This window comes from Sphingobium sp. Cam5-1 (assembly GCF_015693305.1).
In the GTDB taxonomy this organism is placed as follows: Bacteria; Pseudomonadota; Alphaproteobacteria; order Sphingomonadales; family Sphingomonadaceae; genus Sphingobium.
Map to the genome: position 1 here is coordinate 54022 of NZ_CP065138.1, position 23760 is coordinate 77781.

The following is a 23760-nucleotide window of genomic DNA, read 5'->3' on the forward strand; positions in this document are numbered from 1 at the left end:
GCACAATCTCCGTTCGGTTCGAGCGAAGTCGAGAACCCTGCTCTTTTCGTTTCTCGACTTCGCTCGAAACGAACGGATGAGTGGGTGGTCACCCCAAATGCGTGGCGGTCCAGTCGGCCTTGGCGCTCCAGGTCTCCTGGCTTCCCTTGACGGTGCAGCCCTTTTCGCCAGCTTCTACCACGCCGACGCGGACGACGGTTTCGCCTGCGGCTTCGAGTTCGGCGGTAACAGCGTCCGCTGCGTCAGCGTCTACCGCGAGCACCATGCCGACGCCGCAGTTGAAGGTGCGGGCCATTTCTTCCGGTTCGATATGGCCTTGCGCTTGCAGAAACGCCATCAGGCGCGGTTGTTCCCAGCCGTCGGCGTCGACCACCACATGGCAGCCGTCGGGCAGAACGCGGGGGATGTTTTCGAGCAGGCCGCCGCCGGTGATGTGTGCCAGCGCGTTGATCTTGCCGCTGCGCACGAGCGGGAGGAGCGGCTTCACATAGATGCGCGTCGGGGCCATCAGCGCATCGATCAGCAGCACTTCATTGTCGAAGATCGCCGGGCGGTCGAGCTTCCAGCCCTTGTCGGCGGCGAGGCGTCGGACGAGCGAGAAGCCGTTGGAATGGACGCCAGAGGAGGTGAGGCCGAGGAGCACGTCGCCTGCCTTCACCTTGTTGCCGGTGAGGGCCTTGCTGCGCTCCACGGCGCCGACGCAGAAACCGGCGAGATCATAGTCGCCTGCCGCGTACATGCCCGGCATTTCGGCGGTTTCGCCACCGATGAGGGCGCAGCCAGCCTGCTTGCAGCCTTCGGCGATGCCAGCGATCACGCGTTCAGCGACGCCGCTTTCCAGCTTTCCGGTGGCGTAATAGTCGAGGAAGAAAAGTGGCTCCGCGCCCTGCACGATGAGGTCGTTGGCGCACATGGCGACCAAGTCGATGCCGACGCCGTCATGGCGGTCATGGTCGATCGCGAGTTTCAGCTTCGTGCCGACGCCGTCATTGGCCGCGACCAGCAGCGGGTCGTCATAGCCAGCGGCCTTCAGGTCGAAGAAACCGCCAAAGCCGCCCAGTTCTGCATCAGCGCCAGGACGGCGGGTCGCCTTGGCCAAGGGGGCGATGGCGCGGACCAGTGCATTGCCCGCGGCGATATCGACGCCAGCCTTGGCGTAGCTGTAGGATTCGGTGTCGCTCATGCCCGCGCCACTATAGCAATGATGCGGAAAACGGAACGGCAAATGGGTTGCCGCTTGGCAGATGGGGGAAATCCCGCCAAAAGGGCGCGCGTGAGCCTGTCCACTGCCTTCCAAAGCCAGACTTTCCGGCCTTTGTCGCTGCTTCGTCGCTTGTCGCGGCCGATCCAGATTCTTGGCGCGATCATGCTGGGCCTCGCTGCCGCAGCCTTGTTCGCGCAGATGGAGGGCGAACGCGGCGTGCCGCCGATCGCGAGCGGGGGCGATTATCAGGTCAGCGGCATCAAGGTCGATGTGCTGGGCAAGGACGCCAATAGCGCGCGCCTCGCGGGCTGGCGGCTGGCGCAGCGGCAGGGCTGGCGGATGCTGTGGACGCGCACCCATGGCGCGGCCGGGGTGCCGAACCTGTCCGATTCGCAGCTGGAAGCGATGATCTCCGGCGTGGAGATCGAATATGAGCAAGTCGGGCCGACCCGTTACATAGCGACGCTGGGCATCTTGTTTGACCGCGCGCGGACGGGGCAGCTGCTGGGCGTGTCCGGCCATGTCATGCGTTCGCCGCCGCTGCTGGTGATTCCGGTGATGTGGGATGGCGGGTCCGCTGTTTCCTATGAGCGGATCAATGAGTGGCAGAAGGCCTGGGCGCGGTTCCGCACTGGCGACAGCGCGATCGACTATGTGCGGGTGAGCGGATCGATCGCTGATCCCATCCTGCTGAATGCGGGTCAGGTGGGGCGGCGCGGGCGGCTGTGGTGGCGCGTGCTGCTGGACCAATATGGCGCGGCCGATGTGGTGGTGCCGATCGCGCGCCTTCAGCGGGAATATCCCGGTGGTCCGGTGAGGGGCACTTTTACGGCGCGCTATGGGCCGGACGATACGTTGATCGGCAGCTTTTCCCTGCGCGCGTCGGCTGAAAGCGCGATTCCGCAGATGCTGGATGAAGCGGCGCGGCGAATCGATCAGCTTTACACCGCCGCCCTTAATGACGGCCGTTTGCGGCCCGATCCGTCGTTGATCATTGAAGAGCCCGTCGATCCGGACGCGCTCGATATCGAAAATGCGACCGAGCTGCCGTTGGAGACGCTCGACACGCCGACGTCATCTGCGACTACCAGCAGCGTTTCGATCCAGTTCGACACGCCCGATGTCGGCTCTGTTGCGCAGGGCGAGGCGGCGGTGCGGTCCATCCTGGGCGTCAGGTCGGCGGCGACCAGCAGTCTTGCTCTGGGTGGGACTTCGGTGATGCAAGTGAGCTTTGACGGCAGCGTCGATGCCTTGCGCGCCGGGCTTCAGGCGCGGGGCTTCACTGTTTCGGGTTCCGGCAATACGCTGCGTATCAGGCGGGCGGGCGCTGCGCCTGCCGCAGCGGGGACAGCAGCGCCGCAATGAGCCAGATCAGCCTGCCGTTCGAATGGCCAGGGCAGGGGACGGACGATGACTTCCTGGTCAGCGACGCCAATCATGTCGCCGTCCGCCATCTGGAAAATTGGCGCGAATGGCCCTTGGCGATCAGCGTGTTGAGTGGCCCGGCGCGGTCGGGCCGGTCGATGCTGGGGCGGCGTTTTGCGGCGATGAGCGGCGGCACGGTGATCGATGATGCGCAGGGGCAGGATGATCGGCTCCTGTTCAACGCCTGGAACGATGCGCAGACGAACCGAAAGCCGCTGCTGCTGATCGGGGACAGCGCGCCGACGTTATGGGACGTGCCTCTACCGGACCTGCGATCGCGCCTGGCCGCCGCGCCGCATGTCGCGATCGAGCAGCCTGACGAGCCGCTCGCCCTGGCGCTTGTCGAACGGGCGCTTGGCCGGGCCGGTTCGCGTTATGCGCAGGATTTGCCGGAGTGGCTGCTGCGCCGGATCGAGCGCAGCTATGCCGCGATCGCGGAGGCTGTTCGCCTGCTCAATGAAGCGGCATTGTCATCGGGACGTAAGATTTCTGTCGCTATGGCCAAAGAGAGTCTGCAAGCGGCTGGTTTCTTGCCTATAGTGGCGGACGATCCGCACCCCTCATCATAGTGAGAGAGACGTGGCCGAAGCCGATCCGTCCGCCAGCCTGACACTGCCCACCGACCGCTATTTCAACCGGGAGCTGTCCTGGCTGGCGTTCAACCAGCGCGTGCTGGAAGAGGCGATGAACCGCGCGCATCCGCTGCTGGAGCGGCTGCGGTTCCTGTCGATTTCTGGCGCGAACCTGGATGAATTTTTCAGCGTGCGCGTGGCGGGGCTCAAGGGCCAGCAGTTGCAGGATGTCGACATGCGGTCGGCCGATGGGCTGACGCCTGCGCAGCAACTTGCGGCGATCACCGACGAAACCGCGCGGCTGATGACAGCGCAGCAGAAGGTCTGGGGCGCGCTGCATGGCGAATTGGTTCAGGTTGGGATCGAGGTTATCGGCCCGTCGAGCCCGCTCGATCCGTCATGCGAGACATGGCTGCGGGAGCATTTCCTGGGCCAGATCTTCCCGATTCTGACGCCGCAGGCGCTGGACCCGGCGCATCCTTTTCCCTTCATCCCCAATCAGGGGCTGTCGATCGTCTTCGACCTCGAACGGCTGTCGGACAAGCAGCCGATCCGCGAGCTGGTGATGATCCCGTCCTCGCTCGCCCGCTTTGTGCGGATGCCGGGCACGCCTGCGCGCTACATGGCTTTGGAGGCGGTGATCCGTCGCTTTTCGGGCGATCTCTTTCCCGGCTATCGGGTGCGCAACAGCGGCGTGTTCCGCATCATCCGCGACAGCGATATCGAGATTGAGGAAGAGGCGGAGGATCTGGTCCGCTATTTCCGCAGCGCCATCAAGCGGCGGCGGCGGGGCCGCGTGATCCGCATGGAGATCGAGGAGCGCATTCCCGAGCCGGTCGAGGAAATGTTGCAGGACATGCTTCAGGGGCATGAGGCGATCATTGCCGAGGTCGAGGGGTTCGTCGGGATTGGCGATCTGAGCGGCATTGTCGAGGAAGACCGGCCGGATTTGAAGTTCGAGCCATATGCGCCGCGCTTCCCCGAGCGCATCCGCGAATATGGCGGGGATTGCTTTGCGGCGATCCGGGCGAAGGACATTGTCGTCCACCACCCCTATGAAGCGTTCGACGTGGTCGTTTCCTTCCTGAAACAAGCGGCGTCTGACCCGGACGTGGTGGCGATCAAGCAGACGCTCTATCGCGCAGGCAAGCAGTCGGCGATCATCCGCGCGCTGATCGACGCGGCGGAGGCGGGCAAGTCGGTGACGGCGGTCGTTGAACTCAAGGCACGGTTCGATGAAGAGCAGAATCTGATGTGGGCCGACGCGCTGGAGCGGGCGGGCGTTCAGGTGGTCTATGGCTTCATCGACTGGAAGACCCACGCCAAGGTGTCGATGGTCGTCCGGCGCGAGGGCGAAGCGTTCCGCACCTACTGCCATTTCGGCACGGGCAATTATCACCCTGTCACCGCGCGCATTTATACGGATTTGAGCTTCTTCACCGCCGATCCCGCTTATGGTCGGGATGCCGCCGCGCTGTTCAACTATATCACCGGCTATGTCGAACCCCAGGCGCTGGAAAAGCTGGTGATGAGCCCGCGCGATCTGCGCAATCGCCTCTGTCAGCTGATCGACGCGGAGATCGAGCATGTCCGCGCCGGGCGGCCCGGCAATATCTGGGCGAAGATGAACTCGCTCGTCGATCCGGCGATCATCGAGAAGCTCTATGCCGCCAGCAATGCGGGGGTGCAGATCGACCTGATCGTGCGCGGCATCTGCTGCCTGCGGCCGGGCGTGCCGGGCATGTCCGAAAATATCCGGGTGAAATCGGTTGTCGGCCGCTTTCTGGAGCATAGCCGCATCACCGCCTTCGGCAACGGCAAGGCGCTGCCCAACAATGGCGCGAAGGTGTTCATCAGCTCGGCCGACTGGATGCCAAGGAACTTCGACCGGCGCGTCGAATTTCTTGCCCCTGTGGAGAACCCGACCGTTCACGACCAGATTTTGGACCAGGTGATGGTCGCGAACCTGATCGACACTGAACAAAGTTGGGAACTGGACAGCGACGGCCATTATGACCGCCTCGATCCCACCGATCGGCCGTTCAACCTGCACCGCTATTTCATGACCAACCCGTCGCTTTCGGGCCGGGGCGCGGCGCTGGACAGCGGGGCGGTGCCGACATTGCGCCTGCGCGGACGGGCCTGAACGGTCATGAATTCGATGCTGAGCCAGGTGCGCGCCATCGCAGAGACGATGGTGACATCACCCGCCCATGCCAAGGCGCGCACGGCGATCATCGACATCGGGTCCAACAGCGTCCGACTGGTTGTCTATGACGGGCCACGGCGCATTCCGTTCATCCTGTTCAATGAAAAGGTGATGGCGGGGCTGGGCGCATCGCTTGGGCGAACCGGGCGGATCGAGCCGGAAGCCATGGAGCGCGGATTGCGGGCGGTGGGGCGCTTTGCCCATCTGTGCCGTGAGATGGAGGTACGGGACGTGCGCTGCGTCGCCACCGCCGCCGTGCGTGATGCCGCCAATGGCGATGAGTTCATTCAGCGCGCGCGCGACATGGGGCTGGAAGTCGAACTACTGACCGGAGCGCAGGAGGCGGTGGCGGCGGCCTATGGCGTGCTGTCGGGCATACCGGGCGCAGATGGCATCGTCGGCGATCTGGGCGGCGGCAGTCTGGAGCTGGCGCGGGTGCGCGACGGCGCGGTGCATGAAACCATCTCGCTGCCGCTGGGCGTGCTGCGCCTGCCGCAGATCCGCGCGAAGGGTCCGGCCGTTCTGGAACGGCAGGTGAAGAAGATGTTGGCAAAGGCGGGATGGAATGCCGGGCCTGACCTGCCCTTCTATCTGGTGGGCGGGTCGTGGCGCGCGCTTGCCCGGTTCGACATGCAGCTGACCAACTTCCCGCTGCCGGTGGTGCATCAATATGCCATGCCCGCCGCGCGCGCGGAGCAGTTGACGCGGATCGTGTCCCATGTGGGCCGGGCGCGGTTGAAGGATATTCCGTCGATCACCGGGTCGCGCGTGCCGACTTTGCCCGATGCCGCGGCGTTGCTGTCGGTGGTCGTTCGGCAGTTGAAGTCGAGTGAACTGGTCGTGTCGGCCTATGGCCTGCGCGAAGGGTTGTTATTCGAAGATTTGCCCGCCGACATTCGCAAGCATGATCCGCTGCTGGTGGCTGCGGAGGCGGAGGGCGAGGCGCAGGGGCGCTTTGCGGGCCATGGCGACATGATCGACCGCTGGATCGGCCCGCTGTTCCGCGATGATGAGTCGTCATGGCGGCGCATCCGCCGGGCGGCTTGCCTGCTGGCCGATGTCGGCTGGCGCGCCAATCCGGATTTCCGGGCGGAACGTGGGGTGGAAATTGCCCTGCACAGCAATTGGGTGGGCATCACTGCGCCCGAGCGGGCGATGTTGGCGCAGGCTTTGCACAGTAATTTCGGCGGTTCGTCCGTGCCGCCCGCCGGGATCGCAGGGCTCGCCCCTCCCGCCGCGCTCAAGCGGGCGACCTTGTGGGGGCTGGCGATTCGGCTGGGCCAGCGCCTGTCGGGCGGGGTCGAAGGGCCCTTGCTGGCGTCGAAGCTGGAGATGGATGGCGATACGCTGGAACTGCGGCTGAAGGGCGTGGACATGGACTTGTTCGGCGAGGCGGTCGAGCGGCGGCAGCGGCATCTGGCGCAGGCCATGGGGGTTAAATATCGGATGGCTTGGTGAGGGGGGCGGAGAAGTCTCTCCCTCTCCCCTTTAGGGGAGAGGGTTGGGGAGAGGGAATACGCTCTCGGCTTTACAGCCCCCTCTCCCGCCGTCGCTACGCTCGGCACCTCGGCCAGAGTCACGTGCCTCTGGCCGACCTCTGAAGGGGAGAGGAAATTGACGTCCTTTTTCCGCCAACTTGCCCCCGCATCTATAAGGCCCTATTGCGCGCGCCCATGAACAGCAAGCACGCCCCCGACCCCGCTCTCCTCGCCAAGGCCGAAACGCTCGTGGAGGCGCTGCCCTACATGCAGCGATATGCGGGGCAGACGTTCGTCGTGAAATATGGCGGCCATGCGATGGGCGATCCCGAAGCGGCGCGCGATTTTGCCGAGGACGTGGTGCTGATGAAGGCGGTCGGCATCAATGTGGTCGTCGTCCATGGCGGCGGGCCTCAGATTGGCGCGATGCTCAAGAAGCTGGGCGTCGAATCGCACTTCGTGAACGGCCTGCGCGTCACCGACAGGGAAACCGCGCAGATCGCCGAAATGGTGCTGGCAGGTTCCATCAACAAGGAAATCGTTGGCTGGATTTCCGGCGCGGGCGGCAAGGCTGTCGGCATTTCGGGCAAGGACGGCGGGCTCGTCCTGTGCGAGAAGGTCGGCGATACGCGGGCGCCCGATCCCAATTCGGGGATTGAGCGCAATGTCGACCTCGGCTTTGTCGGCGATCCGGTGAAGGTCGATCGGTCGATTCTCGACACGCTGACCCAAAGCGGCATCATTCCGGTCATTGCGCCGGTAGGCATCGGTGCCGATGGACACACTTATAATGTGAACGCCGACACCATGGCGGGCGCGATTGCGGCGGAGCTTCAGGCTTCGCGCTTCTTCCTGCTGACCGATGTGGCGGGCGTGCTGGACAAGCAGGGGCAGTTGCTGACTGATCTCGACCCGGCGGCGATAAAGGTGCTGCAAGAGGATGGCACGATCAGCGGCGGCATGATCCCGAAGCTGGAAACCTGCGTGAAGGCGGTCGAGGGTGGCGTGGACGCTGCCGTTATTTTGGACGGGCGCGTGCCGCATGCGATGCTGCTGGAGATTTTCACGAAGCGCGGTGCCGGTACTTTAGTGCGGCGGTGAGCCGGGGTTTTGGAAGCAGCGACCGTTCGCTTCGAGCGAAGTCGAGAAGCTGTATGCGCATCCGTATCTCGACTTCGCTCGATACGAACGGGGATGGGTCGCAAAATCCCAATCATCGGAAAGCACCTGCTCCCGGCTTGTCGCGGAGCCTCTCCCTCGGCTAGAGCAGCGGCAGTCAATTTGGAGACCGCATGGCCTACGCGCTCTATCAGATCATTGTCATCCTGCTCGATGTGCTGTGGTGGATCATCATCATTCAGGCGATCATGAGCTGGTTGATCGCCTTCAATGTCATCAACACGTCCAGCGATATCGTGCGCACGATCATCGTGGCGCTCGACCGGATGACGGCGCCGATCTACAATCCGATCAGACGGGTGATGCCTGACCTTGGCGCGCTCGACCTGTCGCCGATGGTCGTGCTGCTCGCCATCCTGATCATCCGACAGGCCATATTGCCGCCGCTCTTCGGTCTGGTGTGAGCGTCTGGAGGCAGGACGGTAACGACCTGCTGCTGTCTGTCCGGTTGACGCCAGGCGCGGCGCGTGAAGATATTGGCGGGTGCTGGACGGACGAGAAGGGTGCGCAATGGCTGGGCGCGCGCGTCCGCGCCGTCGCGGAAAAGGGCAGGGCGAACACGGCGCTCATTGCGCTGCTTGCCAAAAGGCTGGACTGGCCACGCAGCGCGATTTCACTGGAATCGGGTGACACCAACCGGCTAAAGCGGCTTCGTATCAAGGGCGGGGTAGACGCGCTGGCGCGCCTGTCCGCCATCATCAAGGAACGGGTTGAGGCAGCATGACCATCGGCAAGATCATCGACGGAAAAGCCTTCGCCGCTACGCTGCGCGCGAAGGTGGCGGAGGGCGTCGTCGCCTTTGTCGAACGCATGGGGCGCAAGCCGGGCCTCGCCGTCGTACTGGTGGGTGAGGACCCGGCCAGCTCGGTCTATGTCCGCAACAAGGGCAAGATGACGGTCGAGGCGGGCATGGAAAGCCTTGAGTTCAAGCTGCCCGCCAGCATCGGCGAGGATGAGTTGCTCGAACTGGTCGAGGAATTGAACGCCGATGACCGGGTTGACGGCATCCTCGTCCAGCTGCCGCTGCCCGGCCATATCGACGAGGCGGCGGTGATCGGCACGATCGATCCGGCCAAGGATGTGGACGGGTTCCATGTCGTCAATTCCGGGCGGCTGGCGACGGGGCAGGAGGCGCTGGTCCCCTGCACGCCGCTCGGCTGCGTCATGCTGCTGAAGGATGAGCTGGGCGACCTGTCGGGTATGGAGGCGGTGGTCGTGGGCCGGTCCAACATCGTGGGCAAGCCGATGGCGCAGCTGCTTCTGGCCGAGAATTGCACGGTCACGATCGCGCATAGCCGCACGCGCGATCTGGCGTCGGTGGTGCACCGCGCCGACATTGTGGTGGCTGCCGTAGGCCGGGCCGAGATGGTGAAGGGCGAATGGATCAAGCCGGGCGCGACCGTGATCGACGTCGGCATCAATCGCGTGACCGATACGGAAGATGGCAAGAGCCGGATCGTCGGCGACGTCGCCACGGCCGAAGCGCTGGCCCATGTGCGGGCGATCACGCCGGTGCCGGGGGGTGTCGGGCCGATGACGATCGCGGTGCTGTTGCGCAATACGCTGGTGGCGGCCCATGCCCGCGCGGGGCTGGCGAAGCCGGAGGGGCTGTGACGGCAAAGCGGGCCGTCCTGATCGCGGCTTGCCTTGTCGGGCTGGTCGCGGCGCGGGCGCCGATGCGGCATCAGCCTGATCCCAGTTCCGTCTTCGCCGCCGAAATTGCCTTCAACCGTTTGGCGCGGGACAAGGGGCAGTGGACGGCGTTTCGCGAGACCGCCGCCGATGATGCGGTGATGTTCGTGCCGCAGCGGGTGCTGGCCAAGCAATGGTTGAAGGGCCGCGCCGATCCGGCCGAGCCGGTGAGCTGGACGCCGTCCACCATATATGTGTCGTGCGACGGCAATCTGGCGGCGAGTACCGGCAATTGGCAGCGGCCGGATGGCTCTGTCGGCTATTTCACGACGATCTGGCGACGGGACAAGCGGGGCGCGTGGGAATGGGTGCTGGATCATGGCGATACGCTGGCCGCGCCGCGCCCCGCGTCGGAGTTTCTGGTGGGGAAGGTCGCCACCTGCAAGCGGGGCAAAGCGCCTGAGGTGGTGGGCGCCAAGGCGAACGCGGCGGTGCCGCCTGCCGATGAAAGCCTGTTATGGAATGCGGAGGCTGCTCCTGATGGAAGCCGCCATGTCATGGTGCGCGTCTGGAACGGCGCGGGGTATGACGTAGTGATCGACGACAGGGTAGCGGCGCCCGGAGCATGATCGAACTGTTCATTTCCGCCTTCGTCACGCTGTTCGTGGTCATCGATCCGCCCGGCTGCGCGCCCATCTATGCCAGCCTGACGACCGGGGCGAGCCATGCGCAGCGGCGGGCGATGGCGATCCGCGCCGTTGGCATCGCGGCGGTGATCCTGTTTATCTTTGCGCTGTGGGGGAAGCAGCTGCTGGGCGTGCTCGGCATCGCGCTCGACAGTTTCCGGATCGCGGGCGGGATCATGCTGTTCATCATCGCGATGGACATGGTGTTCGAAAAACGGACCCAAAGGCGCGAGGACCGCGCGCACAAGATCGCCGAGACGCCTGAGGTCGAGGATGTGTCTGTATTCCCGATGGCGATGCCGATGATCGCCGGGCCGGGATCGATTGCCACGGTGATGCTGCTGATGTCGCAGGCCGAAGGGCTGAGCGAACGGCTGGTGGTCATGGGCGCGGTGCTGGTGACGCTGGTGCTGATGCTGGGCGCGCTGCTGGCGGCGGGGCCGATCATGGCGCGGCTGGGCAGCAAGATCGAGGCGGTGATTACGCGCTTGCTGGGAGTGCTGCTGGCGGCGCTGGCTGCGCAGTTTGTGATTGATGGGTTGAAGGCGAGTTTTTAGAGCGCGATAGTAAGCTGGAGCATCCGCATTTAGGCTCCGCTGCGTCGCCCCGGGCTTGACCCGGGGTCCCGCTGCCTCGGCAGCGTCAGAAAAGAAGCGGGACCCCGGATCAAGTCCGGGGTGACGATCACTCACATATGATCATGCTTTAGGATCGTTGCGACAAGACGCCCCGAATGCCCGCTAAAAAAGAAGCCGGGAGCGCTTGCGGCGCGTCCCGGCTCCGTTGGTAGTGGCGGCAGGCTTAAGCCCTGACGTCGCTTTCCATGACCGGCGCGATCTTGATTTCTACGCGGCGGTTGCTCGCCTTGCCTTCGGGCGTGGCGTTGGAGGCGATAGGCTGGGTCTCGCCAAAGCCGCGCGTTGCGATGCGGGCTGACTGGACGCCGTGGGTTGTCAGATAGTCGGCGACCGACTGGGCGCGGCGTTCGGACAGCGTCTGGTTATAGGCGTCGGCCCCGTCGCTGTCGGTATGGCCGTACACGTCAATATAGGTTTTGGGATATTGCGCGAGGACGGAAGACACTTCGTCCAGCGTCGGGCGGAATTGCGGCTGTACGGCGGCGCTGTCGGTGGTGAAGGTGATGCCCGACGGCATGCGCAGCACCAGATTGTCGCCATCGCGGATCACGTCCACGCCGCTGCCGGCGGTTTCCGCGCGCAGCTTGCGTTCCTGTGCGTCCATGTATGCGCCGATGCCCGCGCCTGCGACCGCGCCGATGCCCGCGCCCAGGATCTTTTCGGTGCGGTCACGCTTGCCGCCGACCAGGTCGCCGAGTAGATAACCGCCCAGCGCGCCGCCGATGCCGCCGATCGCGGCCTTCGAAATCTGGCGCTGCCCCGTGTTCGGGTCCGTCGTGCAGGCGGCGGTGGCAAGCATGGCAGCAAGGCCTGCCGCACCCATGATGCGATGAGAAATCCGCATAGATTCAATTCCCTTTTTGTCTTGCACCCGAAAGCGCGGATGCAGGCCCCAATCGTCAAAGCCCGCCTTTTGTTCCACAGGCGAACTGAACCGCAGGTGATGGGACGGTTGTGAAACTGTAAGGAACAGGGTTATAGGGCGTAGCTGACCACCATGGCCACGATCCCCCCGCACGCTCCGACGCCCTTTCCCTGGGCAGACCTCGTCATCATTCTGGCGCTGGTTGCGCTGAATGGCGTTTTTGCCATGTCGGAACTGGCGATCGTGTCGGCGCGGCGCCCCCGGTTGCAGGCGATGGAGAAGGCGGGGCGGCGGGGCGCGCACACGGCGCTGATGCTGGCGAGCGATCCTGGCAAGTTCCTGTCCACGGTCCAGATCGGCATCACCCTGATCGGCATCATCGCGGGCGCCTATTCCGGCGCGAGCCTTGGCGGACCCGTTGGCGAGCGGCTCCAGCAACTTGGATTGTCGCCCAACAGCGCGCAGAATCTGGGTTTTGCGCTGGTCATTGGCCTGACCACCTATGCCTCACTGATCATCGGGGAACTGGTGCCCAAGCAATTTGCCCTGCGCTCGCCTGAACCCATTGCGGTGCTGATGGCGACGCCGATGCTCTGGCTCGCCAAGATCACCGCGCCGATCGTGTGGGTGCTGGACGGGTCGAGCGCGCTCATTTTCCGCCTGCTGCGCATGACGCGGGAATCGGAACATCATGTGACGGCCGAGGAATTGCACCTGATCGTCGCGGAGGCGAGCCGCTCTGGCGTGATCGAGGAAAGCGAGCGCGCGATCATTTCGGGTGTCGTGCGGCTGGCGGACCGGCCGGTGCGCGAAGTCATGACGCCGCGCATGGATGTGGACTGGATCGACATCGGCGCGGATGATGAGACCATCCGGGCGAGGCTGCTCGAAACGCCGCATACCCGCCTGCCAGTGGGGCGGGGAACGGTTGAGGATATTATCGGCGTCGTGCAGGCGCGCGACATCATGACCGCGCTGTTCCGGGGAGAGCGGCTGAACCTTGAGTCATTGATGCGCCGTGTGGAGGTCGTGCCCGATCAGGTCGATGCCATGGACGCGCTGGAAGTGCTGCGCCGCGCGGACGTGCCGATGGTGATGGTGCATGACGAATATGGCCATTTCGAAGGCATAGCGACGCCTGCTGACCTGCTCTCCGCCATCGCGGGTCATTTCGCTTCCGATCGCGACGTGCATGATGAACCCGACCTTGTCGAACGGGAGGACGGCAGCCTTCTGGTGTCGGGCCAGATGCCGGTTGACCTGCTCGCGGACCGGATCGGCATCGACCTGCCCGAGGACCGCGATTATGCCACGGTCGCGGGCCATGCCCTGTGGCTGCTCAAGCGCCTGCCCGAAGTCGGTGATTTCATCGACGATCAGGGGTGGCGATTTGAGATCGTCGATATGGACGGGCGCAAGATCGATAAGCTGCTGGTGGCGGAGCGTTAGAAGGGCCTTCCGGCGACGTTGCAGGAGGTTCGGGTCGGCGTGTGACCATTTGTTGCCGTTTGGACGCCAATAATGACATTCCGACACCGGTCATTGATCGACAATGCATCCGTGCTAAGGCGCATCGAATGAGGGTGGCAATTTTCACTGCGAGCCTATTTCTGGCGTCTTGCTCAGAGGCACCACAAGGTCCGTATGCGGTTCTCGGCCCGACCTGTGAATGCGCTAATGGTGGCTTGTGTATCCTGATCGAACCGACATCGGAACTCAAGGTCGTCAGCAATGAGTCTTGCACTAAGCAGGGTTGGCTCCATCCCCAAGTGCATTGTAGCTTTGATTTTCGAACATTCGACCCAGACGATAAACAGCAATTACATCCGCTCGAATTCAGGCGAGCCTACTCGATCGTTAGAACCAGCCGTAAAGGTGAGCAGTGCGTTGAGGAATCGTCGCTTCCTCCATTGTAGCACTCTCAGCCGCGCTTCCACTTCCGTAAGCCGCTAGTCTCGAATCCACAACCTGCGGTTCAACAGCCGTCAGTCCGCTAACCACCCACCTCCGTCATCCCAGCGCAAGCAGGGATCTCGGGAGGCCAGGCTGAACGCTATCGAGCGGAATGCCATATCCGCTGGGATGACGGAATAGGGGACGGCGACTAAGGACCAAGGCCGGTCATAGGGACGCTTGGTTCCGATAGGCGAACGCACCCATTGGCTTGGGCGAAATAATTCGATATTTCGGATTTTATCGAATAGTCGAATCGGAAGGTCGCCGTCCGTGGCAGGTGAAACTCAGCAGATGTCGTTACCCGACGCCGTCGAGGCACTGTCTGCGCTGGCACATAGTCACAGGCTGGCCGTCTTCCGCCTGCTTGTTCGTGCGGGTGCCTCAGGTATTCCGGCCGGAGAAATAGCGCGCGAAGTGGGCGCATTGCCAAGCACGCTCTCCACGCATCTCACTATTCTGGGGCATGCTGGCCTGATCCAGTCCCGACGCGAGGGGCGGTCAGTGATCTACTCCGCCGATTATGAGGGGATGGGTGATCTTTTGAAGTTCCTCGTTGCCGACTGCTGCGCAGGACGTCCGGAAATCTGCGCGCCTTTGGTCGCCATGGTGGACACCGCAAATTGCTGTTCGCCTCAATGACAGCCGTCCGCAACATTGCCGCCGAAGCCTTGGGTACAGCCATGCTGCTCGCCGTCGTCGTGGGGTCGGGCATCATGGGGCAGCGACTGGCTGCCGGTAATGATGCGATTGCGTTGTTGGCGAACACCGTGGCGACCGGGGCGGGGCTGGTGGTCCTGATCCATATGTTCGCGCCGCTGTCAGGCGCACATTTCAATCCGGCGGTAACGCTTGTTTTCCTGTTGCGGGGTGAAGTCACCCCCCAAAAGGCATTGCAATATGTGGTCGCCCAGATTTGCGGCGCCGTTGTTGGCGTATGGACCGCGCACGCGATGTTCGCCGAGCCGGTGTTGCAAATCTCGACCAAATTGCGGGACGGCTGGGCGCAATGCTTTGCGGAGGCCGTCGCAACCTTCGGCCTGATTGGAACGATATTGACGACGCAGCGGTCCCGACCCGAGTTCACCCCGACGGCGGTAGGGCTCTACATCACGGCCGCTTATTGGTTCACGGCATCCACATCCTTTGCCAATCCTGCCGTGACGGTGGCTCGCGGTCTTACGAACAGCTTTGCGGGGATCGCGCCATCATCGATCCCCTTGTTCATCGGCGGCCAAAGTGCAGGCGCCATCGTCGCGCTGATGGTGTTCGGCTGGCTTTTACAGGAGGACCCGCATCGTGCCTGATGCCTTTCCCATTACGATATATCACAATCCCGATTGCGGCACTTCGCGTAACGCGCTCGCGATGATCCGGGCTGCGTGCTACCTTCCCACGGTCATTGAGTATCGCGACATCGGCTGGACCCGTTCCCTACTGGAGCAACTGATCGCCGACATGCGCGCGTCGCCGCGTGATCTGTTGCGAGAAAAGGGCACGCCTGCCGCAGAGCTCGGCTTGATGGGCGCGGATGCCACGGATAATCAAATCCTCGCCGCGATGGTTGAACACCCCATCCTTGTAAACCGCCCCATTGTTGTCTCTCCCCTGGGCACAAAGCTGTGTCGTCCGTCAGAGGTCGTATTGACCCTGTTGGACCGCCAGCCCGATCGATTCACCAAGGAGGATGGTGAAGTCGTAAAGCCCTGAGACGAGCCGAGTTTCAAAAAGGCGCATTTCCCAAACGCAACGGGCGCGGCATTCACTGCCGCGCCCGTCAGGTTCAACAGGAGGGGCTGACCCCTCCGATGTTATTTGCCAGCAGCAGCCGGGCCGGTCGCCGGAGCCGCGTTGGCCGGAGCCTTGCCTTCGACGCTTTCGGCGGCGTTCGTGGCGTTGGCGGCGGCTTCGCCTGGCGTTGCGCTCGCTTCGGCGGGTGCGGCATCGGCGGCTGGCAGGGGCAGGTTGGAGCCCTGCGTGTTGAGCCATGCGATCAGGTTGGCGCGGTCGACCGGGTTGCCGAGGCCCGCGAAGGTCATCTTGGTACCGGGCGCGAATTCACGCGGGCTGGTCAGCCAGTGATCCAGATTCTCGAAGGTCCAGTTGCCGCCCTTGCTCTTGAGCGCGTCGGAGAAGGCGAAGCCAGCCTTGCCCTGACCGATCGGTTCGCCAACGGTCGCGAACAGGTTGGGACCGATGCCGTTGGCGCCGCCCTGGTTGACGGTGTGGCATGCGGCGCACTTGGCGAAGACCTTTTCACCGGCGGCGACGTCCGCGCTGGCGAGAAGCGTGTTCAGGCCCGGACCAGCAGCAGCGCCTGCGCCCTCGGCCTCCACGCCTTCGATCGCGTAGCCCATTTTTTCGGGCCGTTCGTCATGGAAATATTTGGAGCTGACGATGCCGCCACCCAGCGCAATGATCCCCGCAAACAACGCCCAGCCTGCAATGGTGTTGAAACGATCACTCATTTCGCTTGGATTCCCTTGAATTTCTGTTCTGGCGGCTTGGTTTCCGCGCCCCCTCTAGCGCGCTGCCATAATGAGGCAAGAGCGAACGTGCAAGCATGGTTGGAAGCTGTAACGCCTTCGTCGGTGTCAGTCGGGGATTTCGACACGCTTGCGCGCGCGGGGAGGAGTGCCTAAGCGCGCTTCATCCATGGAAAACTATCCTGCCCCCGCCCGCGCGCTGGTCGCGGAACTCGCCGAAAAGGCCGCAGCCGACCCGTCGCGCGCCATCGCCTATCAGGGCGCGCCGGGCGCCAATTCGCACCTTGCCGCGCTTGGCTATGCGCCCGATTGGGTGCCGCTGCCCTGCTTTGCCTTTGAAGATGCGATCGATGCGGTGCGCAATGGTTTGGCGGCGCGGGCGATCATTCCGATCGAAAACAGCCTTCACGGCCGGGTCGCCGACATGCATTTCCTGCTGCCCGAATCGGGGCTGCACATCGTTGATGAATATTTCCTGCGCATCCGCCACTGCCTGATGGCGGTCGATGACAGCCCGGTCAAAAGCGCGATCAGCCATCCTCAGGCGCTGGGCCAATGCCGTCATTATCTGCGCGAGCGGGGTATCCAGCCGGTTACCTATGCCGACACGGCGGGGGCTGCGGCGCTGGTCGCGGAATCGCGCAAGCCGGGGGAGGGTGCCGTTGCGCCCTATCTGGCGGCCGAGCTTTATGGCCTGAAGATGGTGGCGGAGAATATCGAGGATAGCGACGACAATATGACGCGCTTCCTGGTGCTGTCGCGCGAGCCGACCATGCCGGAACCCGATGATGGGCCGGTAATGACGACGTTCCTGTTTGAGGTGAAGAATGTCCCCGCCGCGCTGTACAAGGCGATGGGTGGTTTTGCGACGAACGGCGTCAATATGACGAAGCTGGAAAGCTACCAGCGGGGCGCAAGCTTCGCCGCGACGGAGTTCTTCTGCGACATTGAGGGCATGCCGGGCGACCCCGCCGTGGATCGTGCGCTCGCCGAACTGGAATTCCACAGCAAGTGGGTGCGCATGCTGGGCAGCTATCGTCAGGCGCGGCCACGGAGGTGATGGGGGGACCTGATGGGGTGACGGGCCGGGCGCTGCTGCCTATAGTCGATCCCATGCTGGCCGCGATCCTTCTTTCCGCTCTTGCCATGAGCGCGATCGTGGCGGTGCGCTATCTGCTCACCAGCGGCGGTTTCGCGCTGGCGACGCGTGTTCGGCAGCCGGGACTCTATGCCGGGCTGGACCCGCAGATCCGGCGGGAGATTGCGTGGTCGCTGGCATCGGCGCTGATTTACGGCATTCCGGCGGGCGTGGTCGCCTGGGGATGGCAGGCGCAGGGGTGGACGCGCATCTATACGGATGCCGCTGCCTATCCGCTCTGGTATCTGCCTATATCCGTGCTGCTATACCTCGCGGCGCATGACAGCTGGTTTTACTGGACGCATCGCTGGATGCACCGGCCGCGCCTGTTCCGCGCCGCCCATGCCGTGCATCATGCGAGCCGACCGCCAACGGCCTGGGCAGCGATGAGCTTTCATCCATGGGAGGCGTTAAGCGGTGCCATCGTCATTCCGGCGCTGGTTTTCCTGATCCCGATCCATGTCGGGGCGTTGGGGTGCGTGCTGACGGTCATGACCGTGATGGGCGTGTCCAACCATATGGGGTGGGAGATGTTTCCGCGCTGGATGGTGCAGGGACCGGCGGGCCGCTGGCTGATCACCGCCAGCCATCATCAGCGGCATCATGAACAATATAATTGCAATTACGGGCTTTATTTCCGTGTCTGGGACCGGCTGTGCGGGACCGACCGGGGACTGGGCGATTTTAGGAAGGCGCACGGATGAAGGGAAAATTGCTGCTCGCGGCCGGGGCCATGTTGACCCTGCCCGGCGCCGCGCCGGTGGGCCAGCCGCAGCCGATCAGCATCGGGGTTGAAGGCCTGCGATCGCTCAAGGGCAACCTGCTCGTCTGCGTCGCCCGGTCGCCCGCCTATTTTCCCGATTGCAGCCATGATCCCGATAAGCGCCATCTGGTCGTCGCCGCCACATCAGAGGCGATCCCGTTGGGTGATCTGGCGCCGGGGATCTATGGCGTTGCGATCATTCATGATGAAAATGGCAATGGGAAGCTCGACACTTTCGTCGGCATCCCGCGCGAGGGCGTGGGCTTTTCCCGGAACCCGGCCATAAGGTTCGGCGCGCCCAGCTTCCGTTCGGCGCAATTCACCGTGACCGGATCGGCGATGCGTCAGGACATAAAGGTCAAATATTTCCTCTGACTGCGCGCCGCCGGAACTGTAATGGCAGCGAAACATTCTAAAAGCTGACCATATTGATGGAACAGGGGATTTATGAACCATCGACAGATATTGTTCGCGGGCCTTGCCTTTATTGCGCTGGGTGCCGCTGACACGGCTTTTGCCCAGACGAACGATAGCAATGTGCTGACCGTCGGGATCGGCGCCGCCGTCATTCCCAGCTATGAAGGGTCGGATGACTATCGGGTGATCCCCGTCCCCCAACTGCGCGGCAAGGTGAGCGATTTCGCCTTCTGGACGCGCGGGCCGAGTCTGTATTTCGATGTGATCCCCAATCGGGGGCAGGACATCGACCTGCAAATGGGGCCGGTGGCGGGCGTCCGTTTCGATCGGTCGAGCATCAAGAATATCAAGGATGACGCGGTGCGCGCGCTTGGTAAGCGCGATAAGGCGGTGGAACTGGGCGGCTTTGTCGGCATCGGCAAGACCGGCATCATCACCAGCGCCTACGACAATCTGTCGGTGCGCGTGGCCGTGACCAAGGATGTCGCGGGCGCGCATGAAAGCTTCATCGTGACGCCAGCGATCGAATATTTCACCCCGCTTTCCACGCGCAGCTTCGTGGGTCTGGGCGTGTCGGCCGATTATGTGGGCAAGAAATATGGCCGCTATTATTATGATGTTGATGCCGCCGGGGCGCTGGCATCCGGTCTTCCGGAATATTCGCGCGCGGGCGATGGGTCGGGTTTCAAGAAGGTTGGCGTCAACCTGACCGGGGGCCTGTCATTGTCGGGCGATATTCGTAAAGGCTGGGCCTTGTTCGCGCTGGGCGGCTATTCACGGATGCTGGGCGACTATGCGGACTCGCCCATCGTGAGCATCGCAGGGTCGAAGAACCAATGGATCGGCGCGGTCGGCGTTGGCTATACCTTCTGATCTTGTGCGGATAGGGTGACGCCCCACATAAGGCGCTGTATGGACGCGGCACCCAAGCGCAACAAGGCAGGAGAATATGGCAGTGGCGACCCTAGGAATGAGCGACACCGATAAGGCAGCGGTGGAGGCGTTCCGCCGTGACGTGGTAGACCCGTCGCGCACCAGCCTTGTCATCGTCGATTTCTGGGCGGAATGGTGCGGCCCCTGCAAGCAATTGACGCCGGTCATCGAAAAGGTCTGCGCCGACTATGCGTCCAAGGGCGTGAAGCTGGTGAAGATCAACGTCGATGAGAATAAGTTCATCGCCGCCCAGTTCCGCGTCCAGTCGATCCCGACCGTCTATGCCGTGTTCCAGGGCCAGCCGGTCGCTGACCTGAGCCAGGCGCGGACCGAGGGGCAGTTGAAGCAATATCTCGACCAGTTGCTGGCGCAGTTGCCGATCGAATCGGACGAGAAGACGCAGCTGGAGGAAATCGCCCCGCTCATCGAAATGGGCGAGGAAATGCTGGCGGGTGGGGAGCCCGACCGGGCGCTTTCGGTGTTCGAGCAGATCGGCCAGATGGTGCCGGACAATGGTGAGGTTGCCTCGGGCCATGCCCGCGCGCTGGTGGCGCTTGGCCGACTGGACGAGGCGGAGGGGGTGCTGGCCGCTCTGCCCGCCGATGTTGCCAAGGATCAGGCGATCGACCGCGCTCGCGCAGCCCTTGCTCTGGCGCGCGACGCAAAGCCCGTTGCCGACCTGTCCGGGGTCGAGGCGAAAGTCGCCGCCAATCCCGACGATCATGAGGCGCGCTTCGAACTGGCGGGCGGCCTGATGGCGAATGGCGAGCGGGACCGGGCCGCCGAAGAATTGCTGGAGATCGTCCGCCGCGACCGCGAATGGAATGAAGGCGCGGCAAAGGCGCAACTGCTCAAGCTGTTCGAGGCTACCGGCCTTGAAGACCCTTGGGTCGCGGGGCAGCGGCGGAAATTGTCGCAGATCCTCTTTTCCTGACGGCGCGGCCGGTGAACCGCGCCCGCGTCTCCATCTTTCCGCTGTCCGGGGCGCTGTTGCTGCCGGGCATGGACATGCCGCTGCATATATTTGAGCCGCGTTACCGGGCGCTGATCCATGACGCCATGGCGCGGGACCGGCGCATCGGCATGATCCAGCCGCGCGGGGAGGGGATCAAGCCCGCCCTGTACGATGTCGGATGCCTGGGCCGGATCAGCGAATTCGAAGTGCTGGATGACGGCCGTTTCAACATCATATTGGAAGGACTGGCGCGTTTCCGGGTGATCCGCGAACTCGACGTCACCACCGCCTTTCGCCAGATTGAGGCCGATGTCGAGCAGGCGCCGGAGGATGAGGTGCTGCACTCCGTCGAACGCGCGGCGCTGGAACAGGAATCGCGGCGCTTTGCCGAAGCATTGGGCTATGTTGTGGATTGGACCGCCGTGTCCCGGCTCGACGACACATCGCTGGTGAACGGCATCGCCCAGATCGCGCCGTTCGATCCGGCCGCCAAGCAGACCTTGCTGGAAGCGGACAGCCTAAGTGAGCGTTGCGACCGCATCATTCAGCTGATGCAGATCGTCGGGCGGATGGAGCCTGATGGCGGGGCGACGATGCAATGATTTCGCCGGACTCTTATCTGTTGGCGAAGCTGGTGTGTCCGGTGACGCGGGCGCCGTTGCGGTGGGATGCGGAAAGGAGCGAGCTGGTGTCGGATGCGGCCGGTTTGGCTTTTCCGGTGCGCGATGGCGTGCCGGTGTTAGTGGTGCGGGAAGCGAGATCGCTGAGTTAAAAATCCTCCCTATCGAAGATGGGGAGGGGGACCGCCGCCATAGGCGGTGGTGGAGGGGAAAAACGCGCAGGTCTTGCCAATTTCCCCTCCACCATGCTTCGCATGGTCCCCCTCCCCACGCTTCGCGCAGGGAGGATTTGAAAGTACAATTACTCTAAGACTCCAAAGCCGCCTCGATCAGGTCCCGGCCTTCCTTGCTGTTCCAGTCCATCGCGCCGATCACGCGCAACATTTCCTTGCCTTCCCGGTCGTACAGCACGGTCGTGGGCAACATGCCGGTCGCATAGTGGAAGCCGAACTGGTTTTCCGGATCGATGAAGCTTTTAAGGTGCGGCAGCGCGTGCTTGGCGAAGAAGGGCTTCACCACGCTTTCGCCCTGGCTGTCCTGGGAGATGGTCAGCACGGCCAGACCCTTGGCCCCGTAAGCCTTGGCGACGGCATCGAGCGTCGGCATTTCCGCGATGCAGGGGGCGCACCATGTCGCCCAGAGGTTCACCAGCAACGGCTTGCCCGCGAAATCCTGCAAGGTGGCGTCCTTGCCATCCGGCCCGGCGAAGGCGAAATCGGGGGCGGGGGTGCCTGCCTTTGAACGGTCGAGCGTGAAGCTGAACGCGCCCTTGCCGCTTTGTGCCGGGCTGGTTGCCTCGCCGCTTGTCGGGGGGACTGGCGCGCTGCTATTGGCTTGATCTTGCCCCGCGCCCGGCGATTGCCTATCGCACGCGCCGAGGCCAGCCAGCAGGAGCAGTGTCATTACGCAGGGCAAAGTTGATCGGGACGGGGAAGGTCGCACGGGAGACGGCTCCAACAGCATGTGGGGCGGACGCTTCGCAGCTGGTCCGGCTTCGGTCATGCGCGAGATAAATGCCTCCATCCCGTTCGACAAGCGATTGTGGAAGCAGGACATCGCCGGGTCCAAGGCGCATGTGGCGATGCTGGCCAAACAGGGCATCGTCGAAGGCGAGGACGCGCAGGCGATCACCGAGGGGCTGAACCGCATCGCCGCCGAATATGAAGCGAACGGCGTGCCGGTGAACCTGGACCTTGAAGATATTCACATGGTCACGGAATCGCGGCTGGCGGAGCTTATCGGCCCGGCGGCGGGGCGGCTGCATACGGCGCGGTCGCGCAATGATCAGGTGGCGACGGATTTCCGCCTGTGGGTGCGCGATGCGATTGATGAGGTGCAGGCGGGGCTGAAGGCGCTGCAACAGGCGCTGTTGGCCCGCGCGGAGGAGCATGTTGATGCGGTGATGCCGGGCTTCACGCACCTCCAGTCCGCGCAGCCGGTGACGCTGGGGCATCATCTGATGGCCTATTTCGAAATGATCCGCCGCGACCGCAGCCGCTTTGCCGATGCGCGCGACCGGCTGAACGAATGCCCGTTGGGCGCGGCGGCGCTGGCAGGGACGGGCTTCCCGATCGACCGCCATGCGACGGCGGCGGCGCTGGGCTTTGCCAAGCCGACCGACAACAGCCTCGACAGCGTCAGCGACCGGGACTTCGCGCTCGATTATCTGATGGCGGCAACCCAATGCAGCCTGCATCTGTCGCGGCTGGCGGAGGAATTCATCATCTGGGCGAGCCAGCCCTTCGGTTTCGTCAAGCTGCCCGACGCCTATTCGACCGGCAGCTCGATCATGCCGCAGAAGCGCAACCCGGACGCCGCCGAACTGGTGCGCGGCCATGCCGGGCGGATCATGGGCTGCATGACGGCGCTGTGCGTCACGATGAAGGGCCTGCCGCTCGCCTATTCCAAGGATATGCAGGACGACAAGCCGCCGGTGTTCGAGGCGCATGACCTGCTGGGCCTGTCGATAGCGGCGATGACGGGCATGATCGAGACGGTAACGTTCCGCACCGATCGCATGCGCGGCCTGGCCGAAAGCGGCTTTGCCACCGCCACCGACCTTGCCGACTGGCTGGTGCGCGAAGCCAATGTGCCGTTCCGCGAGGCGCATCATATCACTGGCCGTGCCGTCGCGGCGGCGGAGAGCGCGGGCACGCCGCTCGCCGACCTGCCGATCGAGACGCTGAAAGCCATTGACGCCCGGATCGATGAGCGCATCTATGCGGTGCTGACGGTCGATGCGTCGGTCGCCAGCCGCAAGAGCCATGGCGGCACCGCGCCCGATCAGGTGCGCGCGCGGATCGCGCAGGCGCGGATGGAACAGCCGCGGGAGAAGACGGCATGAAGATCGCCATCAGCCGGAATGTCGCCTTTGCGCTGCTGGTGCTTGGGCTCGCAGCCTGTGGTGGACGCCAGCCTCTGAAGCCCATTGAAGGGCAGAAAATGCCTGCCGTGCCGGTCGGTGCCGCTGCCGCACCGACCGCGCAGCAACTGATGACTCCCTCCATTCAGGCGCGGCCCGAACGCAACGTCGAGCTCCTCACCCAATCGGAGGAGCGCAAGGATGATCCGTTCGACCTGCCGCCTGAAAACCAGCCCTGATACGCT

General features: G+C 63.7%; 27 protein-coding genes. 23 read left to right on the forward strand and 4 right to left on the reverse strand.

The window, feature by feature from the left end; all coding sequences use genetic code 11:
- Positions 1-88 precede the first annotated feature (88 nt).
- Positions 89-1183: a phosphoribosylformylglycinamidine cyclo-ligase gene (gene purM / locus IZV00_RS00270; RefSeq protein ID WP_196225262.1), complete on the reverse strand. Its 1095-nt coding sequence runs from the start codon at positions 1181-1183 to the stop codon at positions 89-91.
- Positions 1184-1366: 183 nt separating this feature from the next.
- Between purM and IZV00_RS00275 the strand changes: the two genes are divergently transcribed.
- The 10 genes from IZV00_RS00275 (at position 1367) to IZV00_RS00320 (ending at position 10942) form a co-directional block, all read left to right on the forward strand.
- The gene (locus tag IZV00_RS00275; protein ID WP_230463379.1) at positions 1367-2569 is read left to right on the forward strand and encodes a heavy-metal-associated domain-containing protein; all 1203 of its coding nucleotides are present in this window, start codon (positions 1367-1369) and stop codon (positions 2567-2569) included.
- A complete protein-coding gene (locus tag IZV00_RS00280) occupies positions 2566-3198 on the forward strand; it encodes a chromosomal replication initiator DnaA (protein WP_196225263.1) in 633 nt (210 codons plus the stop codon). Before IZV00_RS00275 ends, IZV00_RS00280 begins: the two co-directional genes overlap by 4 nt.
- Positions 3199-3208: 10 nt before the next feature.
- Positions 3209-5347, forward strand: a complete 2139-nt coding sequence (locus tag IZV00_RS00285; RefSeq protein ID WP_196225264.1) for an RNA degradosome polyphosphate kinase — start codon at positions 3209-3211, stop codon at positions 5345-5347.
- Positions 5348-5353: 6 nt separating this feature from the next.
- Positions 5354-6868, forward strand: a complete 1515-nt coding sequence (locus IZV00_RS00290; protein ID WP_196225265.1) for a Ppx/GppA family phosphatase — start codon at positions 5354-5356, stop codon at positions 6866-6868.
- 215 nt (positions 6869-7083) lie between these two features.
- Complete coding sequence (argB, locus tag IZV00_RS00295) at positions 7084-7989, forward strand: acetylglutamate kinase (RefSeq protein WP_230463238.1); 906 nt, start codon at positions 7084-7086, stop codon at positions 7987-7989.
- A 191-nt stretch (positions 7990-8180) separates the two neighbouring features.
- Positions 8181-8471 (forward strand): YggT family protein, encoded by a 291-nt coding sequence (locus IZV00_RS00300; RefSeq protein ID WP_196225267.1) that lies wholly within the window; start codon positions 8181-8183, stop codon positions 8469-8471.
- Entirely contained in the window at positions 8468-8791 is a 324-nt protein-coding gene (locus IZV00_RS00305) for a DUF167 domain-containing protein (protein ID WP_196225268.1), read from the forward strand. Before IZV00_RS00300 ends, IZV00_RS00305 begins: the two co-directional genes overlap by 4 nt.
- The gene (gene folD, locus IZV00_RS00310; protein ID WP_196225269.1) at positions 8788-9681 is read left to right on the forward strand and encodes a bifunctional methylenetetrahydrofolate dehydrogenase/methenyltetrahydrofolate cyclohydrolase FolD; all 894 of its coding nucleotides are present in this window, start codon (positions 8788-8790) and stop codon (positions 9679-9681) included. Before IZV00_RS00305 ends, folD begins: the two co-directional genes overlap by 4 nt.
- A complete protein-coding gene (locus IZV00_RS00315; protein ID WP_196225270.1) occupies positions 9678-10328 on the forward strand; it encodes a hypothetical protein in 651 nt (216 codons plus the stop codon). The genes folD and IZV00_RS00315 overlap by 4 nt, the downstream gene beginning before the upstream one ends.
- Positions 10325-10942, forward strand: a complete 618-nt coding sequence (locus tag IZV00_RS00320; protein WP_196225271.1) for a MarC family protein — start codon at positions 10325-10327, stop codon at positions 10940-10942. Before IZV00_RS00315 ends, IZV00_RS00320 begins: the two co-directional genes overlap by 4 nt.
- Before the next feature lie 244 nt (positions 10943-11186).
- Here IZV00_RS00320 and IZV00_RS00325 read toward each other — a convergent pair whose 3' ends face one another.
- Positions 11187-11867 (reverse strand): OmpA family protein, encoded by a 681-nt coding sequence (locus IZV00_RS00325; protein ID WP_196225272.1) that lies wholly within the window; start codon positions 11865-11867, stop codon positions 11187-11189.
- Positions 11868-12020: 153 nt separating this feature from the next.
- On the opposite strand from IZV00_RS00325, the gene IZV00_RS00330 reads away from it, so the two are divergent.
- From IZV00_RS00330 to arsC, 4 genes are all read left to right on the forward strand, one after another.
- Positions 12021-13337 (forward strand): hemolysin family protein, encoded by a 1317-nt coding sequence (locus IZV00_RS00330; RefSeq protein ID WP_196225273.1) that lies wholly within the window; start codon positions 12021-12023, stop codon positions 13335-13337.
- Positions 13338-14135: 798 nt separating this feature from the next.
- Positions 14136-14483, forward strand: a complete 348-nt coding sequence (locus tag IZV00_RS00335) for an ArsR/SmtB family transcription factor (RefSeq protein WP_196225274.1) — start codon at positions 14136-14138, stop codon at positions 14481-14483.
- Entirely contained in the window at positions 14480-15148 is a 669-nt protein-coding gene (locus IZV00_RS00340; RefSeq protein WP_196225275.1) for an aquaporin, read from the forward strand. Before IZV00_RS00335 ends, IZV00_RS00340 begins: the two co-directional genes overlap by 4 nt.
- Positions 15141-15551, forward strand: coding sequence for an arsenate reductase (glutaredoxin) (arsC, locus tag IZV00_RS00345; RefSeq protein ID WP_268934769.1), 411 nt, complete (start codon positions 15141-15143; stop codon positions 15549-15551). Before IZV00_RS00340 ends, arsC begins: the two co-directional genes overlap by 8 nt.
- A 101-nt stretch (positions 15552-15652) precedes the next feature.
- On the opposite strand, the gene IZV00_RS00350 is transcribed toward arsC, so the two are convergent.
- The gene (locus IZV00_RS00350; protein ID WP_196225276.1) at positions 15653-16309 is read right to left on the reverse strand and encodes a c-type cytochrome; all 657 of its coding nucleotides are present in this window, start codon (positions 16307-16309) and stop codon (positions 15653-15655) included.
- 187 nt (positions 16310-16496) lie between these two features.
- Here IZV00_RS00350 and IZV00_RS00355 point away from each other — a divergent pair, with 187 nt between their 5' ends.
- From IZV00_RS00355 to IZV00_RS00385, 7 genes are all read left to right on the forward strand, one after another.
- Positions 16497-17387: a prephenate dehydratase gene (locus IZV00_RS00355; protein ID WP_196225277.1), complete on the forward strand. Its 891-nt coding sequence runs from the start codon at positions 16497-16499 to the stop codon at positions 17385-17387.
- Positions 17388-17440: 53 nt separating this feature from the next.
- Positions 17441-18169, forward strand: a complete 729-nt coding sequence (locus IZV00_RS00360; protein ID WP_196226432.1) for a sterol desaturase family protein — start codon at positions 17441-17443, stop codon at positions 18167-18169.
- A complete protein-coding gene (locus tag IZV00_RS00365) occupies positions 18166-18603 on the forward strand; it encodes a DUF2141 domain-containing protein (protein ID WP_196225278.1) in 438 nt (145 codons plus the stop codon). Before IZV00_RS00360 ends, IZV00_RS00365 begins: the two co-directional genes overlap by 4 nt.
- Before the next feature lie 72 nt (positions 18604-18675).
- Positions 18676-19518, forward strand: a complete 843-nt coding sequence (locus IZV00_RS00370) for a MipA/OmpV family protein (RefSeq protein WP_196225279.1) — start codon at positions 18676-18678, stop codon at positions 19516-19518.
- Positions 19519-19600: 82 nt separating this feature from the next.
- Positions 19601-20512 carry a tetratricopeptide repeat protein gene (locus tag IZV00_RS00375; RefSeq protein WP_196225280.1) on the forward strand — a complete coding sequence of 304 codons (912 nt, stop codon included), beginning with the start codon at positions 19601-19603 and terminating at the stop codon, positions 20510-20512.
- An 11-nt stretch (positions 20513-20523) separates the two neighbouring features.
- Positions 20524-21135, forward strand: coding sequence for an LON peptidase substrate-binding domain-containing protein (locus tag IZV00_RS00380; protein WP_196225281.1), 612 nt, complete (start codon positions 20524-20526; stop codon positions 21133-21135).
- Positions 21132-21305, forward strand: a complete 174-nt coding sequence (locus IZV00_RS00385; RefSeq protein WP_196225282.1) for a Trm112 family protein — start codon at positions 21132-21134, stop codon at positions 21303-21305. The genes IZV00_RS00380 and IZV00_RS00385 overlap by 4 nt, the downstream gene beginning before the upstream one ends.
- 154 nt (positions 21306-21459) lie before the next feature.
- Here the strand turns inward: IZV00_RS00385 and IZV00_RS00390 are convergent, their stop codons facing one another.
- The gene (locus IZV00_RS00390; protein ID WP_196225283.1) at positions 21460-22056 is read right to left on the reverse strand and encodes a TlpA family protein disulfide reductase; all 597 of its coding nucleotides are present in this window, start codon (positions 22054-22056) and stop codon (positions 21460-21462) included.
- 58 nt (positions 22057-22114) lie between these two features.
- Here IZV00_RS00390 and argH point away from each other — a divergent pair, with 58 nt between their 5' ends.
- Together argH and IZV00_RS00400 are read left to right on the forward strand one after the other, a co-directional pair.
- Positions 22115-23497, forward strand: coding sequence for an argininosuccinate lyase (gene argH / locus IZV00_RS00395; protein ID WP_196225284.1), 1383 nt, complete (start codon positions 22115-22117; stop codon positions 23495-23497).
- Positions 23494-23754, forward strand: a complete 261-nt coding sequence (locus IZV00_RS00400; protein WP_196225285.1) for a hypothetical protein — start codon at positions 23494-23496, stop codon at positions 23752-23754. The genes argH and IZV00_RS00400 overlap by 4 nt, the downstream gene beginning before the upstream one ends.
- The last annotated feature ends 6 nt before the right edge of the window (positions 23755-23760 follow it).